Below are 25,920 nucleotides of genomic sequence, written 5' to 3'. Positions count from 1 at the left end.
TCACTGGTCCTTGTTATCGCTTGCGCGAGCAAGGGCTTCCATATGAGCCGGGCCTTCGGCAGGTGGCAAATGCACCTGGAGCCGGCAGACTGCGGCGTGTTTTTATAACGGTGTTTTTCTTAAAAATGCCAGCGGCCATGATACGCTTGACCACCCGAACCGGCTAGGGAGCCGGGCGCAAACTGTTGCCTATGTAACAAAAAATGAAACCAAGACTGCATATCCACCATTTCGACCCGCAGGCCTCGCTCCACACCTGGTTCGCCTGCCTGCAACACCAACCCTGGGCCATCCTGCTGGAATCCGCCGGCCCCCTGGGGGCTGACAACGGTTTTGACATCATCAGCGCCGATCCGCTTGCCACCCTGGAAACCCGGGGTACCAGCACCTGCCTCACCCAGGATAACCACCAGCACCATCATGACGGCGATCCCCTCGCCCTGCTCGCCAAGACCCAGCGAGCCCTGCTCGGGGAGCGTGTTGAGGATGACTCGGGATTGCCGTTTATCGGGGGGGCCCTGGGACTCTTTGGCTACGATCTGGGTCGGCGGTTCGAGCGTCTGCCCGCAGTGGCACAACAGGACATTCAGGTGCCCGACATGGCGGTCGGGATCTACGACTGGGCGCTGCTGCGAAATGTCGCGACGGGACACTGGCAACTGGCCCACTGGGGTGATGAAGCCGGCCTCGCCCGCAGGCTCGACTGGCTGATGGCGCAGCGCGAACGAACCACCCTCCCCCTTCGCCTGACCGGCCCCTGGCAGAGCAACATGACGCGGGCCGAATACGGAGACAAGTTTGCCCGTATCCAGGCCTATCTGGCGGCGGGGGATTGTTACCAGATCAACCTGACTCAGCGCTTCAACGCCCCTTATCAGGGGGATGAATGGTCCGCCTATCTCGCCCTGAGCGCCGCCAACAAGGCGCCGTTCTCCGCCTTTGTCCGCCTGCCGCAAAGCGCCATTCTGAGCCTCTCCCCGGAGCGTTTCCTGCTGCTCGACAAGCGCCATATCGAGACCAAGCCCATCAAGGGCACCCGGCCTCGCCACCCGGATCCCGCCCAGGATGCCAGGGTGGCCGAGTCACTCGCCAGCGCCGACAAGGACAGATCGGAGAACCTGATGATCGTCGATCTGCTGCGCAACGACATCGGCCGGGTGAGCCGGCCGGGGTCGGTCACGGTCCCGCACCTCTTTGCCGTGGAATCCTTCCCGGCGGTGCATCATCTGGTCTCCACCATTCACGGAGAACTGGATGCGCGCTGGCAAGAAGTGGATCTGCTGCGGGCCTGCTTCCCCGGCGGCTCCATCACAGGGGCTCCCAAGATCCGGGCGATGGAGATCATCGAGGAGCTGGAGCCGGTGCGGCGCAATGCCTACTGCGGCAGCATCGGATATCTGAGTCAGCACGGAAGGATGGATACCAGCATCTGCATTCGTACCCTGATCGCCGAAGCCGGCCAGCTGCACTGCTGGGCGGGGGGAGGCATCATCGCCGACTCCGATCCCGACGCCGAATATCAGGAAACCTACGACAAGGTGGCCCGCATCCTGCCACTGCTCGATGCCCTTTGATCCCATCCGGCCCTGCGGGGCCGACACAAGGAGACCCATGGAGATGACGAGTGCCGAGCTGCTGACCCGCTTTTTGCTGCAGCGCCCCGCCCCCGCCCATCGCCTGGCACTGGCCGGGCTCAAACCTGCCGCCGTGTTGATCCCCCTGGTGGAGCGCCCCGAGGGCCTGCACCTGCTGCTGACGCGCCGCAGCGCCGCCCTGCGCCACCACCCGGGGCAGATCAGCTTTCCCGGCGGGCGCCAGGACCCGGAAGACCGGGACCTCATTCACACCGCGCTCAGGGAAACCGAGGAGGAGCTTGGCATTCCCCCCTCCCAGATCCGGATCATCGGCAGCCTCACCCCTCTCAATACCGTCTCACGCTACGATGTGCTGCCGGTCCTCGCCATGCTCGACCCAGGCTACGGGCTGACCCTGAGCCAGGACGAGGTGGCCCAGGCCTTCGAAGTCCCCCTCGCCCACGTGCTGGATCCGGGGCAGCACATAGCCCTGAGCCTGCCAAGGGCGGACGGACGTCACACCATCTATTGGATCCCTTGGGAGCAATCTTTCATCTGGGGGGCCACTGCCAGCATGATCCGCCAGCTTGCCCAGCACATCTCGGCATAACATTTTGACAACATAACGAGGTGAGAAATTATCCAGTTAACATTCAAATAACACTGCATTTAATAAATAAATTTTGATTTTTTATTCTTTTGATCACATTTCTACAAGAAAGTACGGGTTTCAGCCGCACAAAGGTGAATTTGATCAACATTTTTGATTAAAAAGAAAGTATTCTTGCGCCGACTAATTAAAACCACACATTCGGGGTGAGACACATGTCCAATACTGTCACTGGCGCACAGGATGTTGCAGCCGCACAGGAGCAAGGAATCAGCTCGGTCCAATCTCGCGGTTGGAGTAAACAAGACACCACCTGGGTGATCAGCCTGTTCGGTACCGCCGTCGGTGCAGGCATCCTGTTCCTGCCCATCAACGCCGGCATGGGTGGCTTCTGGCCGCTGGTGGTGATGGCGCTGCTGGTCGGCCCCATGACCTACCTGGCCCACCGTGGTCTGGCGCGCTTCGTGCTCTCCTCCAAGCAGCCCAATGCCGACATCACCCAGGTGGTGGAAGAGCACTTCGGCGTGGGTGCCGGTAAATTGATCACCCTGCTCTACTTCTTTGCCATCTACCCCATCGTGCTGATCTACGGCGTGGGCATCACCAACACGGTGGAAAGCTTCCTGGTCAACCAGTTGCAGATGACGCCGCCCCCGCGCTGGATCCTCTCCATCGTGCTCATCATGGCCATGATGTCCGTGATGCTGGCTGGCGAGAAGCTGATGCTGAAAGTGACCGAGTTCCTGGTCTATCCGCTCATCGCCATTCTGGCGGGCATCTCCCTGTACCTGATCCCGGACTGGACCGGTGCGGCCCTGAATGAAATGCCGAGCACCAAGGACTTCGCCACCACCCTGTGGCTGACCATCCCGGTGCTGGTATTCTCCTTCAACCACAGCCCGGCCATCTCCAGCTTCGCCCTGGCTCAGCGCCGTGATCACGGTGAGCATGCCGTCGCCAAGTCCGACGCCATCCTCAAGCGCACCGCCATCATTCTGCTGGGCTTCGTGATGTTCTTCGTCTTCTCCTGCGTGATGAGTCTGACGCCGGCCCAGCTGGCAGAAGCCAAGTCCCAGAACATCGCCGTGCTCTCCTACCTGGCCAACCAGCATGCGAGCCCCATCATCTCCTACTTCGGTCCGCTGGTTGCCTTCGTGGCCATCGTCTCCTCCTTCTTCGGCCACTATCTGGGTGCCCGTGAAGGTCTGAAAGGGATGATCGTCCAGAACATGCGCAGCTCCGGCAAGGCACCGAACCACAAGAAGGTGGAGCTGTTCATCATCGCCTTCTTCATCCTGACCCTGTGGGGCGTGGCCGTGATCAACCCCTCCATCCTCGGGATGATCGAATCCCTGGGTGGCCCCATCATCGCCACCATCCTGTTCCTCATGCCCATGTACGCCATCAAGCGCGTTCCGGCCATGGCGAAATACCAGGGCCAGATCAGCAACGTCTTCGTGGCGACCATGGGCCTTATCGCCATCTCCGCCATCCTTTATCAACTGGTCGGCTAAGCCTTCCTACGATACCGCCGGGCCAGCATCTGGCCCGGCGCCTCCCACAGCCCGGCAGATCTCCTCTGCCGGGCTGTGTTCGTTATGATCATCAGGTACTGGGCTCAGATGATCAGAGCCCTCAGCCCTCAAATCAGAGACAGCCCTGTCACCCACTCTCTTTCCCCTTGGTGACAGCTTGCCGCTCATATTCCTTCGCCCATGACACACGACCAAGACGTGCTGCGTTATCCCGTCATCTGCTGCACGCCATCGGCCTTGCCAGGCAGAGCATCAGAGGAGCCCCCTGTCCTTACCAAGGACGCCCGCTCTTCGGGGTTTACCCAGAGAGCCGACATCCCCACCCAATGGGCCTTCCCTCAAAGCACTCAAGGAAAACACCGTCCACAGGGCCCAGGCAAAAGCTGCCGAGAGACCTTGACCGGGATTCTCGTGCAGCGTCCGAAGCGCATATGAACCCTTCGGTCACCAGAGGGGATGCCACAAGCCGCCATGCTGACAGCACAATCAGCCCGATATGCCCGGCGAATGCAGCGCCGGGCACGTTGGTACAGGGAATGGCTTGTTGGCGGTGGCGAGAACACGAAGGCGGCCAACGGGCCCCTCCCGGGAAATCACACAGGGGGATCCGAGCACTGTCAATACCATGACACGGCGAGAAGGTGCCGGGCGCCTGACGCCCGCGCAAATAAAAAGCGCCCTCCGAAGAGGGCGCCTGTGCAGAGCGGAAAGTCTGAGGGGATCAGGCTTCGCGGCTGGGGACCGGGGCGGCATCCAGCAGGCTCTCATCCTCGGCCATGCAGGCAGCCGCGGTGAACAGCACGTCGGTGGAGCTGTTGAGGGCCGTTTCGGCGGAATCCTGCAACACCCCGATGATGAAGCCAACGGCCACCACCTGCATGGCGATGTCGTTGCTGATACCGAACAGGCTGCACGCCAGCGGGATCAGCAGCAGGGAGCCGCCCGCCACGCCGGAGGCGCCACAGGCACTGACGGTGGCGACGACGGAGAGCAGAATGGCGGTCGCCATGTCCACTTCCATCCCCAGGGTATGCACCGCCGCCATGGAGAGCACGGTAATGGTGATGGCGGCGCCGGCCATGTTGATGGTGGCACCCAGCGGGATGGAGACCGCATAGGTGTCTTCCGGCAGGCGCAGCCTCTCGGCCAGGGCCATGTTGACCGGAATGTTGGCGGCGGAGCTGCGGGTGAAGAAGGCAGTCACACCGCTCTCTTTCAGGCAGGTCAGCACCAGGGGATAGGGGTTGCGCTTGATCTTCCAGAAGACGATGAGCGGATTGACCACGAAGGCGATGAACAGCATGCAGCCGATCAGTACCACCAGCAGCTGGGCATAGCCAAACAGCGCATCGAAGCCGGTTTCAGCCAGGGTGGAGGCAACCAGACCCAGGATGCCGAGCGGAGCGCAACGGATCACGGCCTTGACGATGGCGGAAACCCCGTGGGACACATCGGAAATCAGTGATTTGGTGCTCTCATTGGCGTGACGCATGGCGATACCAAGGCCGATGGCCCAGGCCAGGATGCCGATATAGTTGGCTTCCAGCAGTGCTTTCACCGGGTTGGTCACCACGTTGAACAGCAGGGTCTGCAACACTTCCGTGATGCCCCCCGGCGGCGTGATCTCGGTAGCGCCTGCCACCAGATGCAGGTTGGAGGGGAAGAGGAAGCTCGCCACCACTGCCACGGCAGCCGCCAGGAAGGTACCCAGCACATAGAGCAGCAGGATTGGTTTCATGTTGGTCTTCTGGCCCTGCTTGTGGCCGATGATCGCCGACATCACCAGCACGAAGACCAGCAGCGGCGCCACGGCCTTCAAGGCGCCGACGAACAGGCTACCGAGCAGACCCGCCGCCTTGGCCCACTCGGGCATGAACATCGCAAGAAGGATACCGAATACCAGACCGACCAGGATCTGGCTAACCAGACTGGTGCTGTTGACCAGTCGAATGAGGGGGTGTTGTTGTGTCATCAAGTAGTCCCTGTGCACTCATGGTGCGTGAATCATTAGTCCTGTTGGCAACCAGCCCCGCGCATTGGCACCGGTCCGTTCACGGTGACGCCGTGGGCAGCTCTTCTGGTGGATCTGTCCCGTTCGCGTGGGGTTGCGGACAGGAATATCCCATCTGCCATGGTTTTTTTCCACATAATCACTGAAAAATATCAGGGTTACCTCACAAAAAATCTACAACAATGTGATAACACAATATCAACCACGGTCAAAATGTCACCAAACCAGTCCGATCATCGGCCACCACTGGGCCAGAAGTGATATGATGACGCCCTTTTTCAGGGAGCCTTGCCATGATCACCTCTTTATTGACCCGACACTTCGGCTTTGATCGCTTGCGGCCCGGGCAGGAAGCGGTGATCAGTCGTCTGCTGGCTGGCAAGAGCGCCGCAGCCATCTTCCCGACTGGCGCGGGGAAATCCCTCTGTTATCAATTGCCCGCCCTCGCACTGCCCCACCTGACCCTGGTCATCTCTCCCCTGCTGGCCCTGATGCACGATCAGCTCGCCTTTTTGCGCAGCAAGGGGATCGCCGCCGCCACTCTGGACTCCAGCCAGACAGCGGAAGAGAGCCGGCGCGTGATGCAGCAGGCCAGCGATGGCCAGCTCAAAATCCTGATGATCTCGGTGGAGCGCCTCAAAAATGAGCGCTTTCGCCGCTTCATCGCCCACATCCCCCTGTCACTGCTGGTAGTGGACGAGGCCCACTGCATCTCGGAGTGGGGCCACAACTTTCGCCCCGACTACCTCAAGCTGCCGGATCATCGCCGTGAACTGGCCATTCCCCAGGTGCTGTTGCTGACCGCCACCGCCACCCCGGCCGTCATGGCGGACATGCAGGCAAAATTTGCCATCGACCGGAACGATCTGGTGGTCACCGGTTTCTACAGACCCAATCTGGATCTGGCCGTCCTCCCGCTGGCCGGCATTGCCCGCGATACCTGGCTGCGCGAGGAGCTGCACCGGGATCCGGCCGCCCCCACCATCGTCTACGTGACTCTGCAACACAGCGCAGAGCAGTGCGCCGCGCAGTTACAGGCCAGCGGCATCCGGGCATGCGCCTACCATGCGGGGCTCGATCCCGCCCTGCGCAGCCAGATCCAGCACGACTTCATGGCTGGCAGACTCGACTGCATCGTGGCCACCATCGCCTTTGGCATGGGCATCGACAAGGCCGACATTCGCCGGGTCATTCACTACGACCTGCCCAAGTCCATCGAGAACTACAGCCAGGAGATAGGCCGCGCCGGACGTGACGGGCTTCCCTCCCGCTGCACCGTGCTGGCGAGCCGCGCCCAGTTGCCGGTACTGGAAAACTTCGTCTATGGGGATACGCCGGACAGGGACGCCATCGCGCACTTGCTCGATATCGTGCGCCAGAGCGGCGCCGAGTGGGAATTCAGCCTGCTGCGCCTCTCCAACGAGACCAACATTCGCCAACTGCCCCTCAAGACCCTGCTGGTCTATCTGGAGATGGCGGGGATCATTGCACCGGCCTACAGCTACTTTGCCGAGTGCCGCTTCAGGTTCGTGCTGGAAAAACAGGCGATCCTCGCTCGTTTCAATCCCGAACGCCGCCAGTTCCTGGAGCAGGTCTTTGCCTGCGCACCCCAGGCGCGCACCTGGTGCACCATGGACTTCGAAGCGCTGTGGCAGGGATACCAGGGGGAACGCCAGCGCGCCGCGACGGCGCTGGACTACCTGCAGCAGCAGGGTTGGATCGAGCTTGAAAGCAAGCAGATGACCGAGGTCTATCGGGTGCTGAGCCAGCAAATCGATACCGCGACCCTGGCCGAAGAGCTGCATGGATTGTTTGAAAAGAAAGAGCAGAGCGAACTGGCCCGCCTTCAGGCGCTGCTGGCCTTTTTCACCTCGACCACCTGCCTCAGCCATGAGCTTGCCCGCTATTTTGCCGACGACGCGGCCCCCGAGCGGTGCGGGCACTGTTCCATCTGCCGGGGAGAGATCGCCGTGTTGCCGCCGCTTGCATCACCGGGCTTGCCCAACGAGCACGGTTTGCGCGCCTGGTGCGACCCGCTGATCGCCCTCTGCCATCAGTGCCATCCCAGGATCCTGACCCGCTTCCTGTGTGGCATCGCCACCCCGCTGACCACCCGTCTCAAAGCCAGGAATCTGGCCGGTTTTGGCCAGTTGGCGCACCATCCCTTCGCTGAGGTGCTGGCGGCGGTGTCAGCCCTCTATCCCGCCGAATCCTGAGCTTGCAGGTTTGGCGCCGTTCAGGCGCTGAAAAAATAAGACCCTCGCGGATGCGAGGGTCAAGCCAACGGAAACGTGCTTAAACAGAGCTTAGTATCTGCACAATCACCCACTCTCTTGCTAAAGCGATGACTGCTCGACACAGGGCCAATCTAGAGCAGCCAGAATGTAGCGTCAATGTAAAAATTAGAGCAAAAACACCAAACAAATAACATTACGTTGACGTAAGCGACATGTCTTTTCACCCTCTATTCCCTGCCGCCCTTGCCCTTGCTGGCACCGCCCCCTGACAAAACAGAGCGTCACCATTTTCTCCCTCTGGCACGCAAAGATTTATTTTTTATGTCTTTGACATTTGCATCACTGTCGTGGCAAAAATAATTTAACAGTCAGTAACATAGGTATGTCACTTACTGCTTCTTCCCGCACGAGGATCGGGAAGCTCCCGCACAAACTTAAACCAATGATGGCGATGGATTACTGGGGGCTGTTGACTAGGCTTAAGAGGTAAACAGAACAAAAGTAGTGATCCACTCTTTTTCAGGGCAAGCGACTATAACGAGGGCTAAGTTATGGGCATCTTCGAGCACTATCAACAGCGGTATGAGAAGGCCAGAGAGGAGGAGTACAGCATCCAGGAGTTTCTGGATATGTGCAAACAGGACAAATCCTGCTACGCCTCTGCCGCCGAACGTCTGCTGACCGCCATCGGCGAGCCGGAAATGATCGACACCTCGACCAATCCACGTCTCAGCCGTCTCTTTTCCAACCGCGTCGTCGCGCGTTATCCCGCTTTCAAAGACTTCTATGGCATGGAAGAAGCCATCGAACAGATTGTCTCCTATCTCAAACATTCCGCTCAGGGTCTGGAAGAGAAGAAACAGATACTCTATCTGCTCGGACCGGTTGGCGGCGGTAAATCCTCGCTGGCAGAGAAACTCAAATCCCTGATGCAAAAAGTGCCCATCTATCGCATCAAGGGCTCACCGGTGAACGATCACCCCTTCTGCCTGTTTGACATCGACGAAGATGGCGAAATCCTCGAGAAGGAGTACGGCATCCCTCGCCGTTATCTGCGCCCCATCATGTCTCCCTGGGTCGCCAAGCGCCTTCACGAGTTTGGCGGCGACATCACCAAATTCAAGGTGGAGAAGGTAAACCCCTCCATCCTCGATCAGATCGCCATCGCCAAGACCGAACCGGGGGACGACAACAACCAGGACATCTCCTCCCTGGTCGGCAAGGTCGATATCCGCATGCTGGAACACTTCGCCCAGGATGATGCCGATGCTTACTCCTACTCCGGTGCGCTGTGCAAGGCAAACCAGGGGATGATGGAGTTCGTCGAGATGTTCAAGGCCCCCATCAAGGTTCTGCACCCGCTGCTGACGGCGACGCAAGAGGGGAACTACAACGGTACCGAGGGGCTCTCCGCCCTCCCCTTCGACGGCATCCTGCTGGCCCACTCCAACGAATCCGAGTGGCAGCAGTTCCGCAACAACAAGAACAACGAAGCCTTCCTCGACCGTGTTTACATCGTCAAGGTGCCCTACTGCCTGCGCGTCTCGGAAGAGGTGAAGATCTATGAAAAGCTGCTGTTCAACAGCGAGCTGACCGAGGCCAAATGCGCACCGGGTACTCTGGAGTTGCTGGGCCAGTTCTCTGTGCTGTCGCGGCTCAAGGAGCCGGAAAACTCCAGCCTCTACTCCAAGATGCGGGTCTATGACGGCGAGAGCCTCAAGGACACCGATCCCAAGGCGAAGAGCTACCAGGAGTATCGCGACTATGCCGGTGTCGACGAGGGCATGAACGGCCTCTCCACCCGCTTCGCGTTCAAGATCCTCTCCCGCGTCTTCAACTTCGACCACGCGGAAGTGGCAGCCAACCCGGTGCACCTCTTCTATGTGCTGGAGCAGCAGATAGAGCGCGAGCAGTTCCCGCAAGAGCTGCACGATCGCTATCTGGAGTTCATCAAGGGTTACCTGACTCCGCGCTACGTCGAGTTCATCGGCAAGGAGATCCAGACCGCCTACCTCGAGTCGTATTCAGAGTACGGTCAGAACATCTTCGATCGCTACGTCACCTACGCCGACTTCTGGATCCAGGATCAGGAGTATCGTGACCCCGAAACCGGCCAGCTGTTTGACAGAGCGTCTCTCAACAGCGAGCTGGAGAAAATTGAAAAACCTGCCGGGATCAGCAACCCGAAAGATTTCCGTAACGAAATCGTCAACTTCGTGCTGCGTGCCCGGGCCAACAATGCAGGCCGTAACCCCAACTGGACCAGTTACGAGAAGCTGCGCACCGTGATCGAGAAAAAGATGTTCTCCAACACGGAAGAGCTGCTGCCGGTTATCTCCTTCAACAGCAAAACCTCGGCCGAGGAGCAGAAGAAGCACGATAACTTTGTCGAACGGATGATGGAGAAAGGCTACACCCGCAAACAGGTGCGACTGCTCTCCGAATGGTATCTCAGGGTACGCAAGTCATCCTGACCCTGCCGTGTTCAAGGGGGAGTTATGGCGCATTTTATCGACCGCAGGCTCAACGGCAAAAACAAAAGCGCTGTCAATCGGCAGCGCTTCATCCGCCGCTACAAGAAGCAGATAAAACAAGCGGTCTCGGATGCTGTCTCCAAGCGCAGCATTCAGGACGTGGACAAGGGTGAGAGCATCAGCATCCCGACCAAGGACATCGGGGAACCCCATTTTCATCAGGGTCATGGCGGCAAACGGGAGATGGTGCATCCGGGCAACGACCAGTTCGTATCTGGTGACAAGATTGACCGGCCCAAAGGGGGTGGCGGCGGCCAGGGGAGTGGCGAGGGCCAGGCCTCGGATCAAGGAGAGGGCGTCGATGATTTCGTCTTCCAAATCTCCAAGGACGAGTACCTGGACTTGCTGTTCGAGGATCTGGAACTGCCGCGGCTGCAAAAGACCCAGCTCAACCAGCTGATGGAGATGAAGACCTACCGGGCCGGCTACACCTCCAACGGGGTGCCTGCCAACATCAACGTGGTGCGCTCCCTGCAAAATTCGCTGGCGCGGCGCATGGCGCTGCAGGCAGGCAAGAAACGTCAGTTGCGTGAACTGCAGGAGCGCCTGGCCCAGCTGGCTTGTGATCCCAACGACCATTTCGCCGAAATGGCGCAACTTGAAAAAGAGATCAGGGAACTGAAACGGCGGATCGATGCGGTCCCCTTTATCGACACCTTCGACCTCAAATTCAACAACTTTGTCAAACGGCCCGTCCCCTCGAGCCAGGCGGTGATGTTCTGCCTGATGGACGTTTCCGGCTCCATGGATCAGGCTACCAAGGAGATGGCCAAGCGTTTCTATATCCTGCTTTATCTATTCCTGAGCCGGACTTACAAGAATGTCGAGGTGGTCTACATTCGCCACCACACCCAGGCCAAGGAGGTGGACGAGCACGAGTTCTTCTACTCCCAGGAGACCGGCGGCACCATCGTCTCCAGTGCGCTCAAGATGATGAACGACATCATCAACGAACGTTATCCCGCCAACCAGTGGAACATCTATGCGGCGCAGGCATCGGACGGTGACAACTGGGCCGATGACTCACCCCAGTGCAGGGAGATCCTGATGAGCGACATCATGCCGCGGGTGCGTTACTACTCCTACATCGAGATCACCACCCGTGCCCACCAGACTCTGTGGCACGAATATGAGTCAGTAGCCAGCCAGTTCCCCCACTTTGCGATGGAACACATTCGCAAGGTCGAGGATATCTATCCGGTGTTCCGCGAGCTGTTCAAGAAACAAGCAGCGTGAGGAGGTCACATGATCGAAACTGAAAAACGCGTAGCGCCACTGGATGACGGACCAGACTGGAACTTCGATCTTCTGGAGACCTATCATCAGGAGATCGCCCGGGTCGCCCGCTTCTACAAGCTGGACACCTACCCCAACCAGATCGAGGTGATCACCGCAGAGCAGATGATGGATGCCTACTCCAGTGTCGGCATGCCCATCGGTTATCAACACTGGTCATTCGGCAAGCGCTTCATCCACACCGAGCGCAACTACAAGCGCGGCCAGATGGGACTAGCCTACGAGATCGTCATCAACTCGGACCCCTGCATCGCCTATCTGATGGAAGAGAACACCATGCCGATGCAGGCGCTGGTCATGGCCCACGCCTGCTATGGTCACAACTCCTTCTTCAAGAACAACTATCTGTTCAAGGCCTGGACCGATGCCTCCTCCATCATCGACTACCTGTTGTTTGCCAAGAACTACATCACCGAGTGCGAGGAAAAACACGGCATCGATGCGGTGGAGAAACTGCTCGACTCCTGCCATGCCCTGATGAACTTCGGGGTGGATCGTTACAAGCGGCCCCAGAAGATCTCTCTGGCCGAGGAGAAGCGACGCCAGAAGGCACGGGAAGATTATCTGCAAACCCAGGTCAACGAGCTGTGGCGTACCCTGCCCAAGCAGCACAAGATTGCCGGGGTGGAAGACAGGCGCTATCCTGCCGAGCCTCAGGAGAACATCCTCTATTTCATCGAAAAGAATGCCCCCCTGCTCGAGCCCTGGCAGCGCGAGGTGGTGCGTATCGTGCGCAAGATCAGTCAGTACTTCTACCCGCAGAAGCAGACGCAGGTGATGAACGAGGGCTGGGCCACCTTCTGGCACTACACCATTCTCAACCATCTCTATGACGAGGGAAAAATCAGCGATCGCTTCATGCTGGAGGTGCTGCACAGCCACACCAACGTCGTCTATCAGCCCCCCTACAACAGCCGGTATTACTCGGGGATCAACCCCTACGCCCTTGGCTTTGCCATGTTCACGGACCTGCGTCGCATCTGCGAACACCCGACCGAGGAAGACAGATACTGGTTCCCCGATTACGCTGGCACCAACTGGGTCGAGACATTGCATTTCGCCATGCAGAACTTCAAGGACGAAAGCTTCATCAGCCAGTTCCTCAGTCCCAAGGTAATGCGCGACATGAAGCTCTTTGCCATCGATGACGACGATCTGAAGAACTACCTCAAGGTGTCCGCCATTCACAATGAAGAGGGCTACCGACTGGTGCGTAGCACCCTGTCCGCTCAATACAACCTGAGCAACCTGGAGCCCAACATTCAGGTCTACAACGTGGCAGTGAAAGGCGATCGCTCCCTGACCCTGCGCTATGTTCCCCACAACCGCATCCCCCTTGGCGAGTCACGCCACGAGGTGCTCAAGCATCTGCATCAGCTGTGGGGCTTCGATGTGGTGCTGGAGCAGGACAATGGCGAGCTATCCGCAGATATCATCGGCCGTTGTCCGGACCGCAAGAGCATGACCTGACGTCAATGTCGGGCATAAAAAAACGCGCCATCAGGCGCGTTTTTCTTGGATCAGGGCAATCAGTTGTCACACAGGTTGCTTGGCATGTCCTGACGCAGACGGGTCCAAAGCTTGCCAGACTCGATGCCGTACTGGCGCACCGTCATGAACACGGCTTCGTGATCCTTGGTTTCGGCCAGCTTGCGCAGCGTCTTGTAGTAGGCATCTGCGGTTTCGCGCGCCTGCTTGTCCGAGAAGTAGTAGCGGCCAACCCGGCTGTACAAGCCCTTGAAACCATTGAGGATCAAGGCATAGATGGGGTTGCCCGAGGCAAACGAAAGCTGGTGATGCAAACGGTAGTCGAAGTCCGCATAGGCCTCGGCCGTGTTCTCCACATCATCGGCACCATGCAGTATCTCGGCGGCCTGTTCCGGGTTGTTGCGAATGGCGCCACGGATGAAGATGGTGCAGATGTTGGTCCGGGCAGAGAGCAGCTGTGCCACCAGATCCGGCACCTTGTCCTGATCGAGACGCGCCAGGGTCTCCAGGATGTTGAGACCGGAGGTTTCCCAGAAATTGTTGACCTTGGTCGGTTTGCCATGCTGGATGGTGAGCCAGCCATCACGGGCAAGGCGCTGCAACACTTCACGCAAGGTAGTGCGAGTCACGCCGATCAATTCGGACAGCTCGCGCTCCGCCGGCAGAATGGATCCAGGAGGAAAGCGATTGTTCCAGATGGACTCGATGATGTATTCCTCGGCAAACCCGGCAGGGCTTTGCGCTTTAATGACCATGTAATGACTCTGTTGTAGTGCGTAAAAAGGCCCCCGAATAATAGCAAAGCCGGTCATGCTGGCAAGCAGAAGGTCGGTCCTCTGCTCACATTACCCCGATCTTTTTGTTAAGAATATGTATACAGCAACAAGTGGGGAGTCAACCAACACCAAATGATGGGGATATAAGCGTTTGCTCGCTGGGCAAGTTCAGCGAGCTTATTTATAGTTATCGCTCCCTTGATTAAAATCATGTGCAATCAATCTGATACAGGTGAATATCCGGATGTTCGGCTCGGGTCGGGCTCGACTGCATAGACGCAGATATCAACAACAGAACAGAGAACCATCATTATGCCAATCAGCCTAGGGCGCGCGTTTACAAAGAACTTTTTGGGCAATGCTCCGCGATGGTACAAAATTGCCATCGTGCTATTCCTGCTGATCAACCCGATCATTTTCTACGTTGATCCCTTCCTGGCCGGCTGGCTGCTGGTTGTCGAGTTCATTTTCACCCTGGCCATGGCCCTCAAGTGCTATCCGCTGCAACCGGGCGGACTCCTGGCCATCGAAGCCGTGCTCATCGGCATGACCTCCGCCAACCAGATAAAGCATGAGCTGGTGGCCAATATCGAAGTACTTCTGCTGCTGGTCTTCATGGTGGCCGGCATCTACTTCATGAAGCAGTTGCTGCTCTACGTCTTTACCAAGATGCTGGTGCGCATCCACTCCAAGACGTTGCTTTCTCTCGCCTTCTGTCTGGTGTCTGCGTTCCTCTCCGCATTCCTCGATGCCCTGACCGTGATCGCCGTGGTCATCAGCGTCGCGACCGGCTTCTACGCCATCTACCACAAGGTGGCCTCCCGGGATGAGTCCGGCAATCTGCATCATGATGACGAAGAGATTGACGAGCTCTCCCGCCAGCATCTGAACGAGTTTCGTGCCTTCCTGCGCAGCCTCATGATGCACGCCGCCATCGGTACCGCCCTGGGGGGCGTCTGCACCCTGGTCGGCGAACCCCAGAACCTCATCATCGGTGAACAGGCGGGGTGGCACTTCGGTGAATTTGCCATTCGCATGGCGCCAGTCACCATCCCGGTCTTCATCTGCGGCCTGCTGACCTGCATCCTGGTCGAAAAATTCCGCTGGTTCGGTTATGGCGCCCGCTTGCCCGAGCCCGTGCGTCACATCATGGAATCCTACGAGCGCGACGAAGACGCACAACGTACCCCGCAGGACAAGGCCAAGCTGATCGTCCAGGCGCTGATTGCCACCTGGCTTATCACGGGTCTTGCCCTCCATCTGGCTGCAGTCGGGCTGATCGGCCTGACGGTCATCGTGCTCGCGACGGCGTTCACCGGCGTGACTGAAGAACACGCGCTTGGCAAGGCATTCCAGGAGGCTTTGCCGTTCACCGCCCTGCTCACCGTCTTTTTCAGCGTGGTGGCTGTCATCATCGATCAACAGCTGTTCAAGCCGGTGATCCAGTGGGTACTGGCGGCCAAGCCGGAGGATCAGCTTGCCCTCTTCTACCTGGCAAACGGTCTGCTCTCCATGGTCAGTGACAACGTCTTCGTCGGCACCGTCTACATCAACGAGGTGAAGACCGCCCTGATCAACGGCACCATCAGCCGCGAGCATTTTGATCTGCTGGCCGTGGCCATCAACACCGGCACCAACCTGCCGTCGGTCGCCACCCCCAATGGCCAGGCCGCATTCCTGTTCATGCTCACCTCGGCCCTCGCTCCCCTGCTGCGCCTCTCTTATGGCCGCATGGTCTGGATGGCGTTGCCCTATACCCTGGTGCTGGGGCTTGTCGGCTTTTTCTCCGTGGAACTGCTCCTCGGTCCTGCAACCGAATGGTTCTATCAGGCAGGATGGTTGCTGGATCATGGGGCACTGCCACTGCCCACCCCGTCCACACACTGATCATGAAAGGGGCTGTTCGGCCCCTTTCTTTTCAGATGGGGCTCTGCTCTAATTCAGCCACTATTTTTCTCTGAGAGATCAATCAGATGATCGAGTATCTTCGCCGCATTGCCAGTCATCGTCTGGCCTGGGGATTGCTGGCAGCCTCCGCTTTCGCGCTGGAACTCTGCGCCCTCTTCTTCCAGCACGTGCTGGGTTTGCACCCTTGCGTGATGTGCATCTATGAACGTATCGCCCTCCTCGGCGTGCTCACGGCCGGCCTCCTCGGCATGGTCGCGCCAGAGCGCTGGTACCTGCGCTGGAGTGCCATGCTCCTGTGGGGTTACAGCGCCTTCTGGGGCCTGAAACTGGCGCTCAAGCACGTGGATTACCAGATGAACCCCTCCCCCTTCAACGTATGCGAGGGATTTGTTGACTTCCCTGCCTGGGCACCACTGGATAAGTGGGTTCCCTGGATGTTCTACCCGGACGGCGACTGCAGCGAGATCAGCTGGCAGTTCCTCGGTTTCTCCATGCCGCAGTGGCTCGTGGCAATCTTTGCCGCCTACCTGCTGGTGTTCGTCATCGTGGCTGCTGGCAACCTGATAAAAGGGCGCTGCTGCAACTAGTCGTTCACTCGACCATAAAAGGGAGCCCATGGCTCCCTTTTTATCTCCTCTTTTATCACCTCACGGCCCCATGCCCAGGGGGCCGGATCTCCTTCTCCCTATTCCGCCAATGAAGTGGCTGCCTGCGGGTGTGCATCATCGTAACAGGCCACAAGCGGGTCAAAGGGCGCAGCGGCGACCTGCCACTCAGCCTACCAACAACAAGGGAGCCATAGGCTCCCTTGTTTCATGTCGTGCACGGCGATGTCACGCGCCTTCGGAGGTGGCCTTGCTGGCACTTCTCCTGGCCTTCACCATGCCGATCACCATGGGCAACAAGGAGACCGCGATGATGCCGAAGATGAGCAGGGTAAAGTTGTGGCGCACTACCGGCAGATTGCCAAAGAAGTGGCCGGCATAGACGAAGGAGAGCACCCACAAGAGCCCCCCCACCAGGTTGAACGCCAGGAAGCGGGGATAGGTCATGGCCCCCATGCCCGCCACGAAGGGGGCGAAGGTCCGCACTATGGGCAGGAAACGGGTGATGATGATGGTCTTGCCGCCATGCTTGGCATAGAAGGCATGGGTCTTGACCAGATAGTCCCGACGAAAGATTTTGGAATCGGGGTTGCGAAACAGCTGCTCACCGAAGAAGTGGCCTATGGTGTAGTTCACCACGTTGCCGAGCACCGCGGCGATGATCAGCACGGCGGCCAGGGTGTGCACGTCTAGCACGCTGCCCACGGTGAGGGCACCTGCAGCAAAAAGCAGGGAGTCCCCCGGCAGGAAGGGAGTCACCACCAGCCCGGTCTCACAGAAGATGATGAGAAACAGGATGGCGTATACCCAGACGCCATAATTCTCGAACAGCTCTTTCAGATGCACGTCAACGTGCAGAATAAAGTCGATGGCAAAGAGGATCAGATCCATTTTTTGGTACCCATGAAGTGAACGGCGTGGAGTCTACGCCAATGAGACCTGGCTCACAATCTCCCCATGGTCCCCTTTTTCGAACCCCATGAAGGGAGTCATTCAATCCCCCCTTCTTTTCCCCTTTTCCTGAACGTAGGGTTCTGCTCACTCGGCCTTGTCCAGAGCGGCCAGCACCTCGCCGGGCAAGCATTTCTCCCAGCCCCACAGGAGGAGCAACAGCAGGGTGGCATCATCGAGCCAGCCGACCAGCGGCACCAGGTCTGGCACCAGATCCACCGGGCTGATGCCGTAGAGCAGCACCAGGATCACCAACCCCCTGGCCCACCAGGGGGTGGCAGGATGGCGAAAGCCCTGATAGAGGCGACGCAGGTGCCGCCAGATGAGCCAGCGTCTGGCGCTCATGACTCGATCAGCTCGCCGCGCAGCCGCTGGATCTGATCCCGCAGCGCCGCCGCCTGTTCGAACTCCAGATCCCGCGCATGCTGGAACATCTGCTCCTCCATCCGTTTGATCTCCTTGGCGATCTCGCTGGCGGAGCGGGCGTGGTACTCCCCTTGCGGCTCGGCGGCCTTGCGGCTCCCCTTGCCGGCCTTGCCCGCGGTGCGGCTGCCCCCCATGTCCATCACATCGCCGATGGATTTGTTGAGCCCCTTCGGCGTGATGCCGTGCTCCAGGTTGTGGGCGTGCTGCAGGGCGCGGCGCCGCTCGGTCTCTTCAATCGCCACCTTCATGGAGTTGGTGACGGTATCCCCGTAGAGGATCACCTTGCCGTTGAGGTTGCGCGCCGCCCGGCCTATGGTCTGGATAAGCGAACGAGTGGAGCGCAGGAAGCCCTCTTTATCTGCATCCAGGATGGCCACCAAAGAAACCTCCGGCATGTCGAGGCCTTCGCGCAGCAGGTTGATGCCCACCAGCACGTCAAACTTGCCAAGGCGCAGATCGCGGATGATCTCCACCCGCTCCACGGTATCGATGTCCGAGTGCAGATAGCGCACCCGCACCTCGTGATCCGCCAGGTATTCGGTCAAGTCCTCCGCCATCCGCTTGGTGAGGGTGGTGACCAGCACCCGCTCCTCCACCGCCACCCGCTTGCGGATTTCGGAGAGCAGATCGTCCACCTGGGTGCTGACCGGCCGCACTTCCACCTCGGGGTCAAGCAGACCGGTGGGGCGCACCACCTGCTGCACCACATCGCCGCCGGATTTGTCCAGCTCGTAAGGGCCCGGGGTCGCCGAGACGAACACCGTCTGCGGCATCAGCGCCTCGAACTCGTCGAACTTGAGCGGCCGGTTGTCCAGCGCCGACGGCAGCCGGAAGCCGTACTCCACCAGGGTCTCCTTGCGGGATCTGTCCCCTTTGAACATGGCGCCGATCTGCGGCACCGTGACGTGGGATTCGTCGATGATGAGCAGGCCGTCCCCCGGCAGGTAGTCAAACAGGGTGGGCGGCGGCTCACCCGGCGCGCGACCGGAGAGGTAGCGGCTGTAGTTCTCGATACCGGAGCAGTAACCCAGCTCCTGCATCATCTCCATGTCGAACTGGGTGCGCTGGCTGATGCGCTGCTCCTCCACCAGCTTGCCCAGCGACACCAGCTGCTCGCGCCGCCCCTTGAGCTCCTCCTTGATGTGCTCGATAGCCCCCAGGATGGTCTCCCGCGGGGTGGCGTAGTGGGTCTTGGGGTAGATGGTGTAGCGCACCACCGTCTGCTCGATGGCGCCGGTCAGGGGATCGAACAGGGAGAGGCGTTCTACCTCTTCATCAAACAGCTCCACCCGCAGGGCCAGCTTGTCCGATTCGGCGGGGTAGATGTCGATCACCTCCCCCCGCACCCGGAAGGTGCCGCGCTGGAAGGCCATGTCGTTGCGGGTGTACTGCAGTTCGGCGAGGCGGCGCAGGATATCCCGCTGATTGATCACGTCCCCCACTTTGAGGTGCAGCATCATGCTGAGGTAGGCCTGGGGATCCCCCAGACCATAGATGGCCGACACCGAGGCGACGATCACCACGTCACGCCGCTCCAGCAGCGCCTTGGTGGCTGACAGCCGCATCTGCTCGATGTGATCGTTGATGGAGGCATCCTTCTCGATGAAGGTGTCCGTAGTCGGCACATAGGCTTCGGGCTGGTAGTAGTCGTAATAAGAGACGAAATACTCCACCGCGTTGTCGGGGAAGAACTCCTTCATCTCCCCGTAGAGCTGGGCCGCCAGGGTCTTGTTGGGGGCCAGGATCATGGTGGGACGATTGAGGGTCGCGATGACGTTGGCCATGGTAAAGGTCTTGCCCGAACCGGTCACCCCGAGCAGGGTCTGATGGGCCAGTCCCGACTCGATGCCATCGAGCAACTGGGCGATGGCCCTCGGCTGATCCCCGGCGGGTTGAAACTGGCTGGCCAACTGGAATAACTTGCTCATGACGACTCCCGGCAAAAAACGGCAAGGGAGCAGTGTACCCCGAGTTGAAGGAGCTGGGTATCCACCCACCCTCCCTGATGGCTATTGACCCCGAAATACGACCTCTGTATGATGCACCTCCTTGCCTGATGTTCCCCCGTAGTTCAGTCGGTAGAACGGCGGACTGTTAATCCGTATGTCACTGGTTCAAGTCCAGTCGGGGGAGCCAATTCCTCACCATCTCGGTGCAAGTTATCCACTTTAGTGCTTTCCTCTTCCAATTTTAATGCACAAGCCCTTCCCTGCGGCCTGACTCCCTTTTGATCTCCCGATACTGACCAGCAGCGTTTTGTTCTGCTGCGCATAACTATTTGATTTTTATAGAAACAATTTATTGCAGGTATTTTTTGAACAGTCCTTGCAGCCCAGTATTGGCGCGGCTTTCAGCCTGATCGCCAAGTTTCATGAACAGGGTTATCCACAGTTTCTGTGGGTAACTTGACCAAAGCCACGGTTCATCTGGGCTGGCAGCCATTGTCCCCGGTTTGCGATGGCTGCCCCCGCTCTTCCCCATTTTCTGCTGTTTTTCCCTTCCCCCCTAAATGGGATGAATCGACTCGCGGTGCTGCCTGTGGGGGATTTTTTTTCGCTATGCCGCGTCCTGCGGGTCAGCACTCGCCGGATGAGTCATGAGTCTCTTTTGTCACCCTTCAATTTCCTCAGTGGAAAATGCTGAAAAACGTGCCCGTTTGCTCCCCATGCAGCAGGTAATAAATTGTCCACAGGAGCGTCATCCCCTCCCTGCTCGACAGCATATTTCACTCATTGACAGCGGGCCTTGCAGCGTAAAATAGAGGTGTTTTCCCCAGCCCCCCCTCGCATCTCTGCCTTCACCGAAGAGACCAGCACTTAACTGGCTGTTAATCCGCTTTGGCGCTTCTTTCTTGATACAGGATCCGGCACAATATCGGCCCCACTTTTTTCCTCGGTTTTTCCGGGCATGACCATAGATTTCGTGACACTGCTACATCAAAGCGACTCCCTGCTGCTGTTCGTGGTACTGGCCTTCGGGCTGCTGCTGGGCAAGGTACGCATCGGCAACTTCCAGATAGGCAACACCATAGGCGTGCTCTTCACCGCCCTGCTGTTTGGCCAGATGGGATTCCAGTTTTCCACCTCCACTGAAAACGTCGGCTTTATGCTGTTCATCTTCTGCGTGGGGATTGAAGCGGGGCCGCACTTTTTCAGCGTCTTCCTTCGCGACGGCATCCACTACATCACTCTGACCCTGGTGATCCTGCTGTCGGCCCTGCTGCTGACCGTGGGGCTCGCCAAGTTCTTCAATCTGGGGCCCGGCATGGCCGCCGGCATTCTGGCAGGTTCCCTCACCTCCACGCCGGCCCTGGTGGGGGCACAGGACGCCCTGCGAAGCGGATTGCTCAACCTGCCCCACCAGACCGACATGCAGTCGGTGCTCGACAACATGGGGATAGGATACGCCCTGACCTACCTGGTGGGACTGGTGGGCCTGATGCTGGTGGTACGCTACCTTCCTTCCCTGGCCAGGCTGGATCTCAACACCGAGGCCCAGAAGATCGCCCGCGAGCGGGGGCTCTCCGACAGCGAGAGCCGCAAGACCTATCTGCCCATCATCCGCGCCTATCGGGTCGGCCCGGAGCTCGCCGCCTGGATCGGCGGTCGCACCCTGCGCGAAACCGGCATCTATCCCCACACAGGCTGCTATGTGGAGCGCATTCGCCGCAACGGCATTCTGGCCAGCCCCGATGGTGACGCCGTCATTCAGGAAGGGGACGAGATCGCCCTGGTGGGCTACCCCGAGAGCCACGAGAAGCTCGACGTCAACTACCGCAACGGCAAGGAGGTGTTCGATCGCAACCTCCTTGACCTGCAGATTGTCACCGAAGAGATCGTGGTGAAGAATGATGCCGTGGTGGGTCGCCATCTGGTGGAGCTCAACCTCACCGAGAAGGGATGCTTCCTCAACCGGGTGGTGCGCTCCCAGATAGAGATGCCCTTTGATCGCAACATCATGCTGCAAAAGGGCGACGTGCTGCAGATCAGCGGCGAGAAGCAGCGAGTCAAGCTGCTGGCCAACAAGATAGGCTTCATCAGCATCCACAGCCAGACCACGGATCTGGTGGCCTTCGCCACCTTCTTCGTGCTGGGCCTGCTCATCGGCTCCGTCTCCCTGGTGTTCGGCCAGATAGAGTTCGGCCTCGGCAATGCCGTCGGCCTGCTGCTGGCGGGAATCCTGATGGGCTACCTGCGGGCCAACCACCCCACGGTGGGCTATGTGCCGCCGGGGGCCCTGCGCCTTGCCAAGGATCTCGGGCTCGCTGTCTTCATGGTGAGTACCGGCCTCAAGGCGGGGGGCGGCATCCTTGATCACCTGAGCGAAGTGGGGATGGTGGTGCTCTTCTCCGGCATGCTGGTGACCACCTTGCCGGTGCTGGTAGGCTACCTGTTCGGTGTCTGGGTGCTCAAAATGAACCCGGCCCTGCTGCTCGGTGCCATCACGGGCGCCCGTACCTGCGCCCCGGCCATGGACGTGGTGAACGAGGCGGCCAACAGCTCTATCCCGGCGCTCGGCTACGCCGGCACCTATGCGGTGGCCAACGTGATGCTGACCCTGGCGGGCTCCTTCATCATCGGCTTCTGGTTCTAGCCAAACGGGCCCGCAACACGCAGAAAAAGAGGAGCCTCGAGGCTCCTTTTTTCATGGGCGGGCACTCCTGGATGGAATAGTGGAAATCGTGCTATGGGGCCATCTCTATCAAACCCAATAAGCTAAATCACCCACAAGGCGACACTTACACTCAATAAAACGAGCGAGGTGTAAGTGATGAAACGCGCATGGATGGTCGTGATCTGGTGGTTCTGCTCCCTGACGCCAGCCTGGGGGGCCGAATCCGGCAAGCAGGTGGCCCCCGAGGAAGAGACGGAGAAAAGCGCCCTGAGCTTTGAGGGGGACGAGCTTGCCAGACCCAGGCTGGGGGATCTCGACGTCATGCTGGAGCAGCGCACCATCCGAGTGCTCACCACCTACAACAAGACGGGGTTCTTCATCACCAAGGGCGTGCAGCGGGGCGTCACCTACGATGCCTTCATGCAGGTGGAAAAGCGCCTCAACGAGCAGTTGCGCAAGCAAAAGGCGATCAAGCGTCACCTCAAGGTGCACTTCGTCTTCATTCCCGTTGCCCGGGAAGCGCTGCTGAGCTCCCTCATCGAGGGCAAAGGCGACATCGCCGCCGCCAATCTCACCATCACGGACAAGCGCAAGAAGCAGGGTATCGCCTTCACCGATCCCCTGCTTGAAAACGTGCGGGAGCTGCTCGTCTCCGGCCCCCTCTCCCCCAAGGTGGAAAGCGCCGCCGATCTCGGGGGCCAGCGCGTCTTCGTGCGCCCCTCCTCCAGCTACTACGAGAGCCTGCTCGCCTACAACCAGGCCCGCAAGTCGGCGGGAGAGCCCCTCATCGACCTCCAGCCCGCCTCGGAGGTGCTCGAAGATGAAGATCTGGTGGAGATGGTCAATGCGGGCCTGCTCCCCTTCATCGTCATGGACGAGCACAAGGCCCGCTTCTGGCAAAAGATTTTCCCCGGGATCACCATTCACGACGCCCCCGTGTTCCGGGAAGGGGGCGTCATCGCCTGGGCGGTGCGCAAGGAGAGCCCCCAGTTGCTCGCCATGCTCAACGAGCAGATCAAGGCGCTGCGTGGCAAGGCGACGGGGGACGAGATCCTGGCCCGTTATCTCAAGCAGAACAAGTTCGTCAAAAGCGCCGCCGCCGAGGCGGAGCGCAAGAAATTCCTGCAGGTGGTCGAGCTGTTCCGTGAATATGGCGAGCGCTATGACATGGACTGGCTGCTGATGGCGGCCCAGGGCTACCAGGAGTCCGCCCTCAACCATCATGCCCGTAGCCATGTGGGCGCCATCGGCATCATGCAGATCATGCCCGCCACCGGCAAGGGGCTGAAGGTCGGCGACATCCGCCAGCTCGAGCCCAATATTCACGGGGGCGTCAAATACATGCGCTGGATGATCGATCACTACTATGCGGACGAGCCCATGACCGCCCTCGACAAGGCCCTCTTCTCGTTCGCCTCCTACAATGCCGGTCCCGCCCGGGTGGCGCGGCTCCGTGCCGAGGCCAGGAAACGGGGGCTGGATCCCAACGTCTGGTTCCACAATGTCGAGTACGTGGCGGCGGAGAAGATTGGCCCCGAGACGGTCACCTATGTGGGCAACATCTACAAGTACTACATCGCCTACAAGCTGGTGATGGAACAGGTTGCCCTGCGCCAGCAGGCGAGTGACGCCCTGAAACAGGAGGCAAAGGAGGACGTCAGCACATCGGCGGCGAAACCGACCCAGTGATCCTTGCCGGACGAGGCGCTCACGGGCGCCTCGCTTCTATTGCGCCCCCCTCTTCGACCCGTGAACAGAATGAACACAATGAGCACAACAGCCTTAATAGCCATTACGGTCAGATTGTTTTCCAGCCAGACATGATTAATTAACCTTCCTGCAACAATCACAAGGAGAGCACCATGTTGCAAGGAACCTTAAAGCGCACCCTGATCGGTAGCCTGCTCGCACTGAGCTTCGGCGCCCACGCCCAGATCAACGAAGTCCACTTCCTCATCCCGGGCGGCGCCGGCGGCGGCTGGGATACCACGGCCCGCGGCACAGGTGAAGTACTGGCCAAGTCCGGTCTGGTCAAGACCGTCTCCTACCAGAACATGTCCGCCGGTGGCGGCGCCAAGGCCATCGCCCACCTCATCGAGACTTCGGCCCAGTCCGACAAGACCCTGATGGTCAACTCCACCCCCATCATCGTCAAATCCCTCTCCAAGGAGCTGCCCCAGTCCTTCCGTGACCTGACGCCAGTGGCCGCCATCATCGCCGACTACCAGGCGCTGGCGGTGAAAGCGGACTCCCCCTATCAGAACTGGGCCCAGCTGCTGGCAGCCTACGAGGAGAACCCGGCCAAGGTGAAGATTGCCGGAGGTTCCGCCCGTGGCAGCCTGGATCACCTGGTCGCCGCCCTGACCTTCAAGAATGCCGGTGCCGACGCCAGCAAACTGCGCTACGTCGCCTACGATGCCGGCGGCAGCGCCATGGCCGCCGTGCTGGCGGGTGAAACCCAGGCCATCTCCACCGGCTTTGGCGAGGCGATGGAAGCGGTCAAGTCGGGCCAGATGCGGATCCTCGGGGTCACCTCCGACAAGCGCCTGCCGGGGGCGGAGCAGATCCCCACCTTCAGCGAGCAGAACAACCCCACCGTCTTCGCCAACTGGCGCGGTTATTTCGCCTCCCCCACCATCAGCCCGGAGAAATCCGCCGAGTTTGCCGCCCTGCTCAAGCAGATGTACGACAAGCCGGAGTGGGAAGTGGTCCGCACCCGCAACAGCTGGACCAACCTCTACAAGTCGGGTCCCGAGTTCACCGCCTTCCTCGACGGCCAGGAGCAGCAGATCGGCGGCCTGATGCGCGAGCTCGGCTTCATCAAGTAACCCTCGTTGTCACATCGCAGGCGGGCGCAGGCCCGCCGCCCATGTTGGAGTCAAGAGATGAACATCACCAAGGAGCGACTGGGGGGCCTGCTGTTTCTGCTGCTCTCCCTCACCTATGGCTACTACGCCACCGAGATACCGGGCTACCCCGGCGACGAATACGAACCCTTCACCGCCAGTACCCTGCCCTATGCCCTGGCAGGGATCGGGACGCTGCTCTCCCTGCTGCTGGTGCTCTTTCCCGGGGGCGAGCCCCTGCGCCGGGAAGAGGGAGACTGGCGCCGGGTCTTCATCCTGCTCGGGCTCATGGTCATTTACGGATTGGGGCTCACCTGGTTTGGCTTCGTGCTCTCGACCATCGCCTTCCTGAGTGTGGGCATCCGGGTGCTCGGTGAGCCCAGTCTGCGCTACGGCCTGATGATCAGCGTCCCCTTCTCCATCGGTTTCTGGGCCCTGCTCACCAAGGGGCTCAACGTCTATCTGGAGCCGGGTCGCCTGTTCACCCTGCTCGGTTTCTAAGGAGTCAC

Annotated in this window: 18 protein-coding genes and 1 tRNA gene; 14 read left to right on the top strand and 5 right to left on the bottom strand. The window is 59.5% G+C overall.

The genetic code is table 11. The features are described 5' to 3' along the window. Nucleotides 1–203 precede the first annotated feature (203 nt). The 3 genes from pabB (at nt 204) to I6L48_RS13210 (ending at nt 3,698) form a co-directional block, all read left to right on the top strand. Nucleotides 204–1,574 carry an aminodeoxychorismate synthase component I gene (pabB, locus tag I6L48_RS13220; RefSeq protein WP_113070185.1) on the top strand — a complete coding sequence of 457 codons (1,371 nt, stop codon included), beginning with the start codon at nt 204–206 and terminating at the stop codon, nt 1,572–1,574. A gap of 43 nt (nt 1,575–1,617) precedes the next feature. Then, nucleotides 1,618–2,184 (top strand): CoA pyrophosphatase, encoded by a 567-nt coding sequence (locus I6L48_RS13215; protein ID WP_113070643.1) that lies wholly within the window; start codon nt 1,618–1,620, stop codon nt 2,182–2,184. A gap of 215 nt (nt 2,185–2,399) precedes the next feature. Next, nucleotides 2,400–3,698, top strand: a complete 1,299-nt coding sequence (locus tag I6L48_RS13210; protein ID WP_029314600.1) for a serine/threonine transporter — start codon at nt 2,400–2,402, stop codon at nt 3,696–3,698. Between the two features lie 742 nt (nt 3,699–4,440). Here I6L48_RS13210 and sstT read toward each other — a convergent pair. Then, the gene (gene sstT / locus I6L48_RS13205) at nt 4,441–5,691 is read right to left on the bottom strand and encodes a serine/threonine transporter SstT (RefSeq protein ID WP_113070184.1); all 1,251 of its coding nucleotides are present in this window, start codon (nt 5,689–5,691) and stop codon (nt 4,441–4,443) included. Nucleotides 5,692–6,023: 332 nt separating this feature from the next. Here sstT and I6L48_RS13200 point away from each other — a divergent pair, with 332 nt between their 5' ends. The 4 genes from I6L48_RS13200 to I6L48_RS13185 all read left to right on the top strand — a co-directional run bounded on the left by I6L48_RS13200 (nt 6,024) and on the right by I6L48_RS13185 (nt 13,267). Beyond that, complete coding sequence (locus tag I6L48_RS13200; protein WP_113070183.1) at nt 6,024–7,946, top strand: ATP-dependent DNA helicase RecQ; 1,923 nt, start codon at nt 6,024–6,026, stop codon at nt 7,944–7,946. A gap of 572 nt (nt 7,947–8,518) precedes the next feature. Further along, nucleotides 8,519–10,441, top strand: a complete 1,923-nt coding sequence (locus tag I6L48_RS13195) for a PrkA family serine protein kinase (protein WP_010674903.1) — start codon at nt 8,519–8,521, stop codon at nt 10,439–10,441. A 24-nt stretch (nt 10,442–10,465) separates the two neighbouring features. Beyond that, nucleotides 10,466–11,737 carry a YeaH/YhbH family protein gene (locus I6L48_RS13190; protein ID WP_113070182.1) on the top strand — a complete coding sequence of 424 codons (1,272 nt, stop codon included), beginning with the start codon at nt 10,466–10,468 and terminating at the stop codon, nt 11,735–11,737. Between the two features lie 9 nt (nt 11,738–11,746). Then, nucleotides 11,747–13,267 carry a SpoVR family protein gene (locus tag I6L48_RS13185; RefSeq protein ID WP_113070181.1) on the top strand — a complete coding sequence of 507 codons (1,521 nt, stop codon included), beginning with the start codon at nt 11,747–11,749 and terminating at the stop codon, nt 13,265–13,267. A gap of 59 nt (nt 13,268–13,326) precedes the next feature. Here the strand turns inward: I6L48_RS13185 and fadR are convergent, their stop codons facing one another. Beyond that, nucleotides 13,327–14,040 carry a fatty acid metabolism transcriptional regulator FadR gene (fadR, locus tag I6L48_RS13180; RefSeq protein ID WP_216987316.1) on the bottom strand — a complete coding sequence of 238 codons (714 nt, stop codon included), beginning with the start codon at nt 14,038–14,040 and terminating at the stop codon, nt 13,327–13,329. A 333-nt stretch (nt 14,041–14,373) separates the two neighbouring features. Between fadR and nhaB the strand changes: the two genes are divergently transcribed. Next, a complete protein-coding gene (nhaB, locus tag I6L48_RS13175) occupies nt 14,374–15,948 on the top strand; it encodes a Na(+)/H(+) antiporter NhaB (protein ID WP_216987315.1) in 1,575 nt (524 codons plus the stop codon). An 86-nt stretch (nt 15,949–16,034) separates the two neighbouring features. Then, nucleotides 16,035–16,556 carry a disulfide bond formation protein DsbB gene (gene dsbB, locus I6L48_RS13170; protein WP_113070179.1) on the top strand — a complete coding sequence of 174 codons (522 nt, stop codon included), beginning with the start codon at nt 16,035–16,037 and terminating at the stop codon, nt 16,554–16,556. A gap of 246 nt (nt 16,557–16,802) precedes the next feature. Here the strand turns inward: dsbB and I6L48_RS13165 are convergent, their stop codons facing one another. From I6L48_RS13165 to uvrB, 3 genes are all read right to left on the bottom strand, one after another. Then, the gene (locus I6L48_RS13165; RefSeq protein ID WP_010674909.1) at nt 16,803–17,465 is read right to left on the bottom strand and encodes a DedA family protein; all 663 of its coding nucleotides are present in this window, start codon (nt 17,463–17,465) and stop codon (nt 16,803–16,805) included. A gap of 147 nt (nt 17,466–17,612) precedes the next feature. Next, nucleotides 17,613–17,870, bottom strand: a complete 258-nt coding sequence (locus I6L48_RS13160; protein WP_113070178.1) for a YkvA family protein — start codon at nt 17,868–17,870, stop codon at nt 17,613–17,615. Next, nucleotides 17,867–19,879 carry an excinuclease ABC subunit UvrB gene (gene uvrB / locus I6L48_RS13155; RefSeq protein ID WP_113070177.1) on the bottom strand — a complete coding sequence of 671 codons (2,013 nt, stop codon included), beginning with the start codon at nt 19,877–19,879 and terminating at the stop codon, nt 17,867–17,869. The genes I6L48_RS13160 and uvrB overlap by 4 nt, the downstream gene beginning before the upstream one ends. A gap of 132 nt (nt 19,880–20,011) precedes the next feature. Here uvrB and I6L48_RS13150 point away from each other — a divergent pair. The 5 genes from I6L48_RS13150 (at nt 20,012) to I6L48_RS13130 (ending at nt 25,912) form a co-directional block, all read left to right on the top strand. After that, a tRNA-Asn gene (locus I6L48_RS13150) sits at nt 20,012–20,087 on the top strand. A 771-nt stretch (nt 20,088–20,858) separates the two neighbouring features. Next, nucleotides 20,859–22,544 (top strand): aspartate:alanine antiporter, encoded by a 1,686-nt coding sequence (locus tag I6L48_RS13145; protein ID WP_029314601.1) that lies wholly within the window; start codon nt 20,859–20,861, stop codon nt 22,542–22,544. 177 nt (nt 22,545–22,721) lie between these two features. After that, nucleotides 22,722–24,254 carry a lytic transglycosylase F gene (locus I6L48_RS13140; protein ID WP_216987314.1) on the top strand — a complete coding sequence of 511 codons (1,533 nt, stop codon included), beginning with the start codon at nt 22,722–22,724 and terminating at the stop codon, nt 24,252–24,254. 173 nt (nt 24,255–24,427) lie between these two features. Continuing rightward, the gene (locus tag I6L48_RS13135; RefSeq protein WP_113070175.1) at nt 24,428–25,393 is read left to right on the top strand and encodes a tripartite tricarboxylate transporter substrate binding protein; all 966 of its coding nucleotides are present in this window, start codon (nt 24,428–24,430) and stop codon (nt 25,391–25,393) included. A 57-nt stretch (nt 25,394–25,450) separates the two neighbouring features. Further along, a complete protein-coding gene (locus tag I6L48_RS13130; RefSeq protein ID WP_052815428.1) occupies nt 25,451–25,912 on the top strand; it encodes a tripartite tricarboxylate transporter TctB family protein in 462 nt (153 codons plus the stop codon). The last annotated feature ends 8 nt before the right edge of the window (nt 25,913–25,920 follow it).

The sequence above is a fragment of the Aeromonas sp. FDAARGOS 1418 genome (assembly GCF_019048585.1).
GTDB classification, from domain to species: Bacteria; Pseudomonadota; Gammaproteobacteria; order Enterobacterales; family Aeromonadaceae; genus Aeromonas; species Aeromonas caviae.
Note: the sequence above shows the minus strand (reverse complement) of the source record. Positions and strands in the feature narration are given on the sequence as shown.

Excerpts from the sequence above, each read along its gene's own strand:
- I6L48_RS13210 (WP_029314600.1), top strand. The coding sequence starts at position 2,400 with ATGTCCAATACTGTCACTGGCGCACAGGATGTTGCAGCCGCACAGGAG.
- I6L48_RS13140 (WP_216987314.1), top strand. The coding sequence starts at position 22,722 with ATGAAACGCGCATGGATGGTCGTGATCTGGTGGTTCTGCTCCCTGACG.
- uvrB (WP_113070177.1), bottom strand. The coding sequence starts at position 19,879 with ATGAGCAAGTTATTCCAGTTGGCCAGCCAGTTTCAACCCGCCGGGGAT.
- dsbB (WP_113070179.1), top strand. The coding sequence starts at position 16,035 with ATGATCGAGTATCTTCGCCGCATTGCCAGTCATCGTCTGGCCTGGGGA.
- I6L48_RS13190 (WP_113070182.1), top strand. The coding sequence starts at position 10,466 with ATGGCGCATTTTATCGACCGCAGGCTCAACGGCAAAAACAAAAGCGCT.
- I6L48_RS13195 (WP_010674903.1), top strand. The coding sequence starts at position 8,519 with ATGGGCATCTTCGAGCACTATCAACAGCGGTATGAGAAGGCCAGAGAG.
- I6L48_RS13160 (WP_113070178.1), bottom strand. The coding sequence starts at position 17,870 with ATGAGCGCCAGACGCTGGCTCATCTGGCGGCACCTGCGTCGCCTCTAT.
- I6L48_RS13215 (WP_113070643.1), top strand. The coding sequence starts at position 1,618 with ATGACGAGTGCCGAGCTGCTGACCCGCTTTTTGCTGCAGCGCCCCGCC.
- sstT (WP_113070184.1), bottom strand. The coding sequence starts at position 5,691 with ATGACACAACAACACCCCCTCATTCGACTGGTCAACAGCACCAGTCTG.
- I6L48_RS13130 (WP_052815428.1), top strand. The coding sequence starts at position 25,451 with ATGAACATCACCAAGGAGCGACTGGGGGGCCTGCTGTTTCTGCTGCTC.
- I6L48_RS13165 (WP_010674909.1), bottom strand. The coding sequence starts at position 17,465 with ATGGATCTGATCCTCTTTGCCATCGACTTTATTCTGCACGTTGACGTG.
- I6L48_RS13200 (WP_113070183.1), top strand. The coding sequence starts at position 6,024 with ATGATCACCTCTTTATTGACCCGACACTTCGGCTTTGATCGCTTGCGG.
- fadR (WP_216987316.1), bottom strand. The coding sequence starts at position 14,040 with ATGGTCATTAAAGCGCAAAGCCCTGCCGGGTTTGCCGAGGAATACATC.
- nhaB (WP_216987315.1), top strand. The coding sequence starts at position 14,374 with ATGCCAATCAGCCTAGGGCGCGCGTTTACAAAGAACTTTTTGGGCAAT.
- I6L48_RS13185 (WP_113070181.1), top strand. The coding sequence starts at position 11,747 with ATGATCGAAACTGAAAAACGCGTAGCGCCACTGGATGACGGACCAGAC.
- I6L48_RS13145 (WP_029314601.1), top strand. The coding sequence starts at position 20,859 with ATGACCATAGATTTCGTGACACTGCTACATCAAAGCGACTCCCTGCTG.
- pabB (WP_113070185.1), top strand. The coding sequence starts at position 204 with ATGAAACCAAGACTGCATATCCACCATTTCGACCCGCAGGCCTCGCTC.
- I6L48_RS13135 (WP_113070175.1), top strand. The coding sequence starts at position 24,428 with ATGTTGCAAGGAACCTTAAAGCGCACCCTGATCGGTAGCCTGCTCGCA.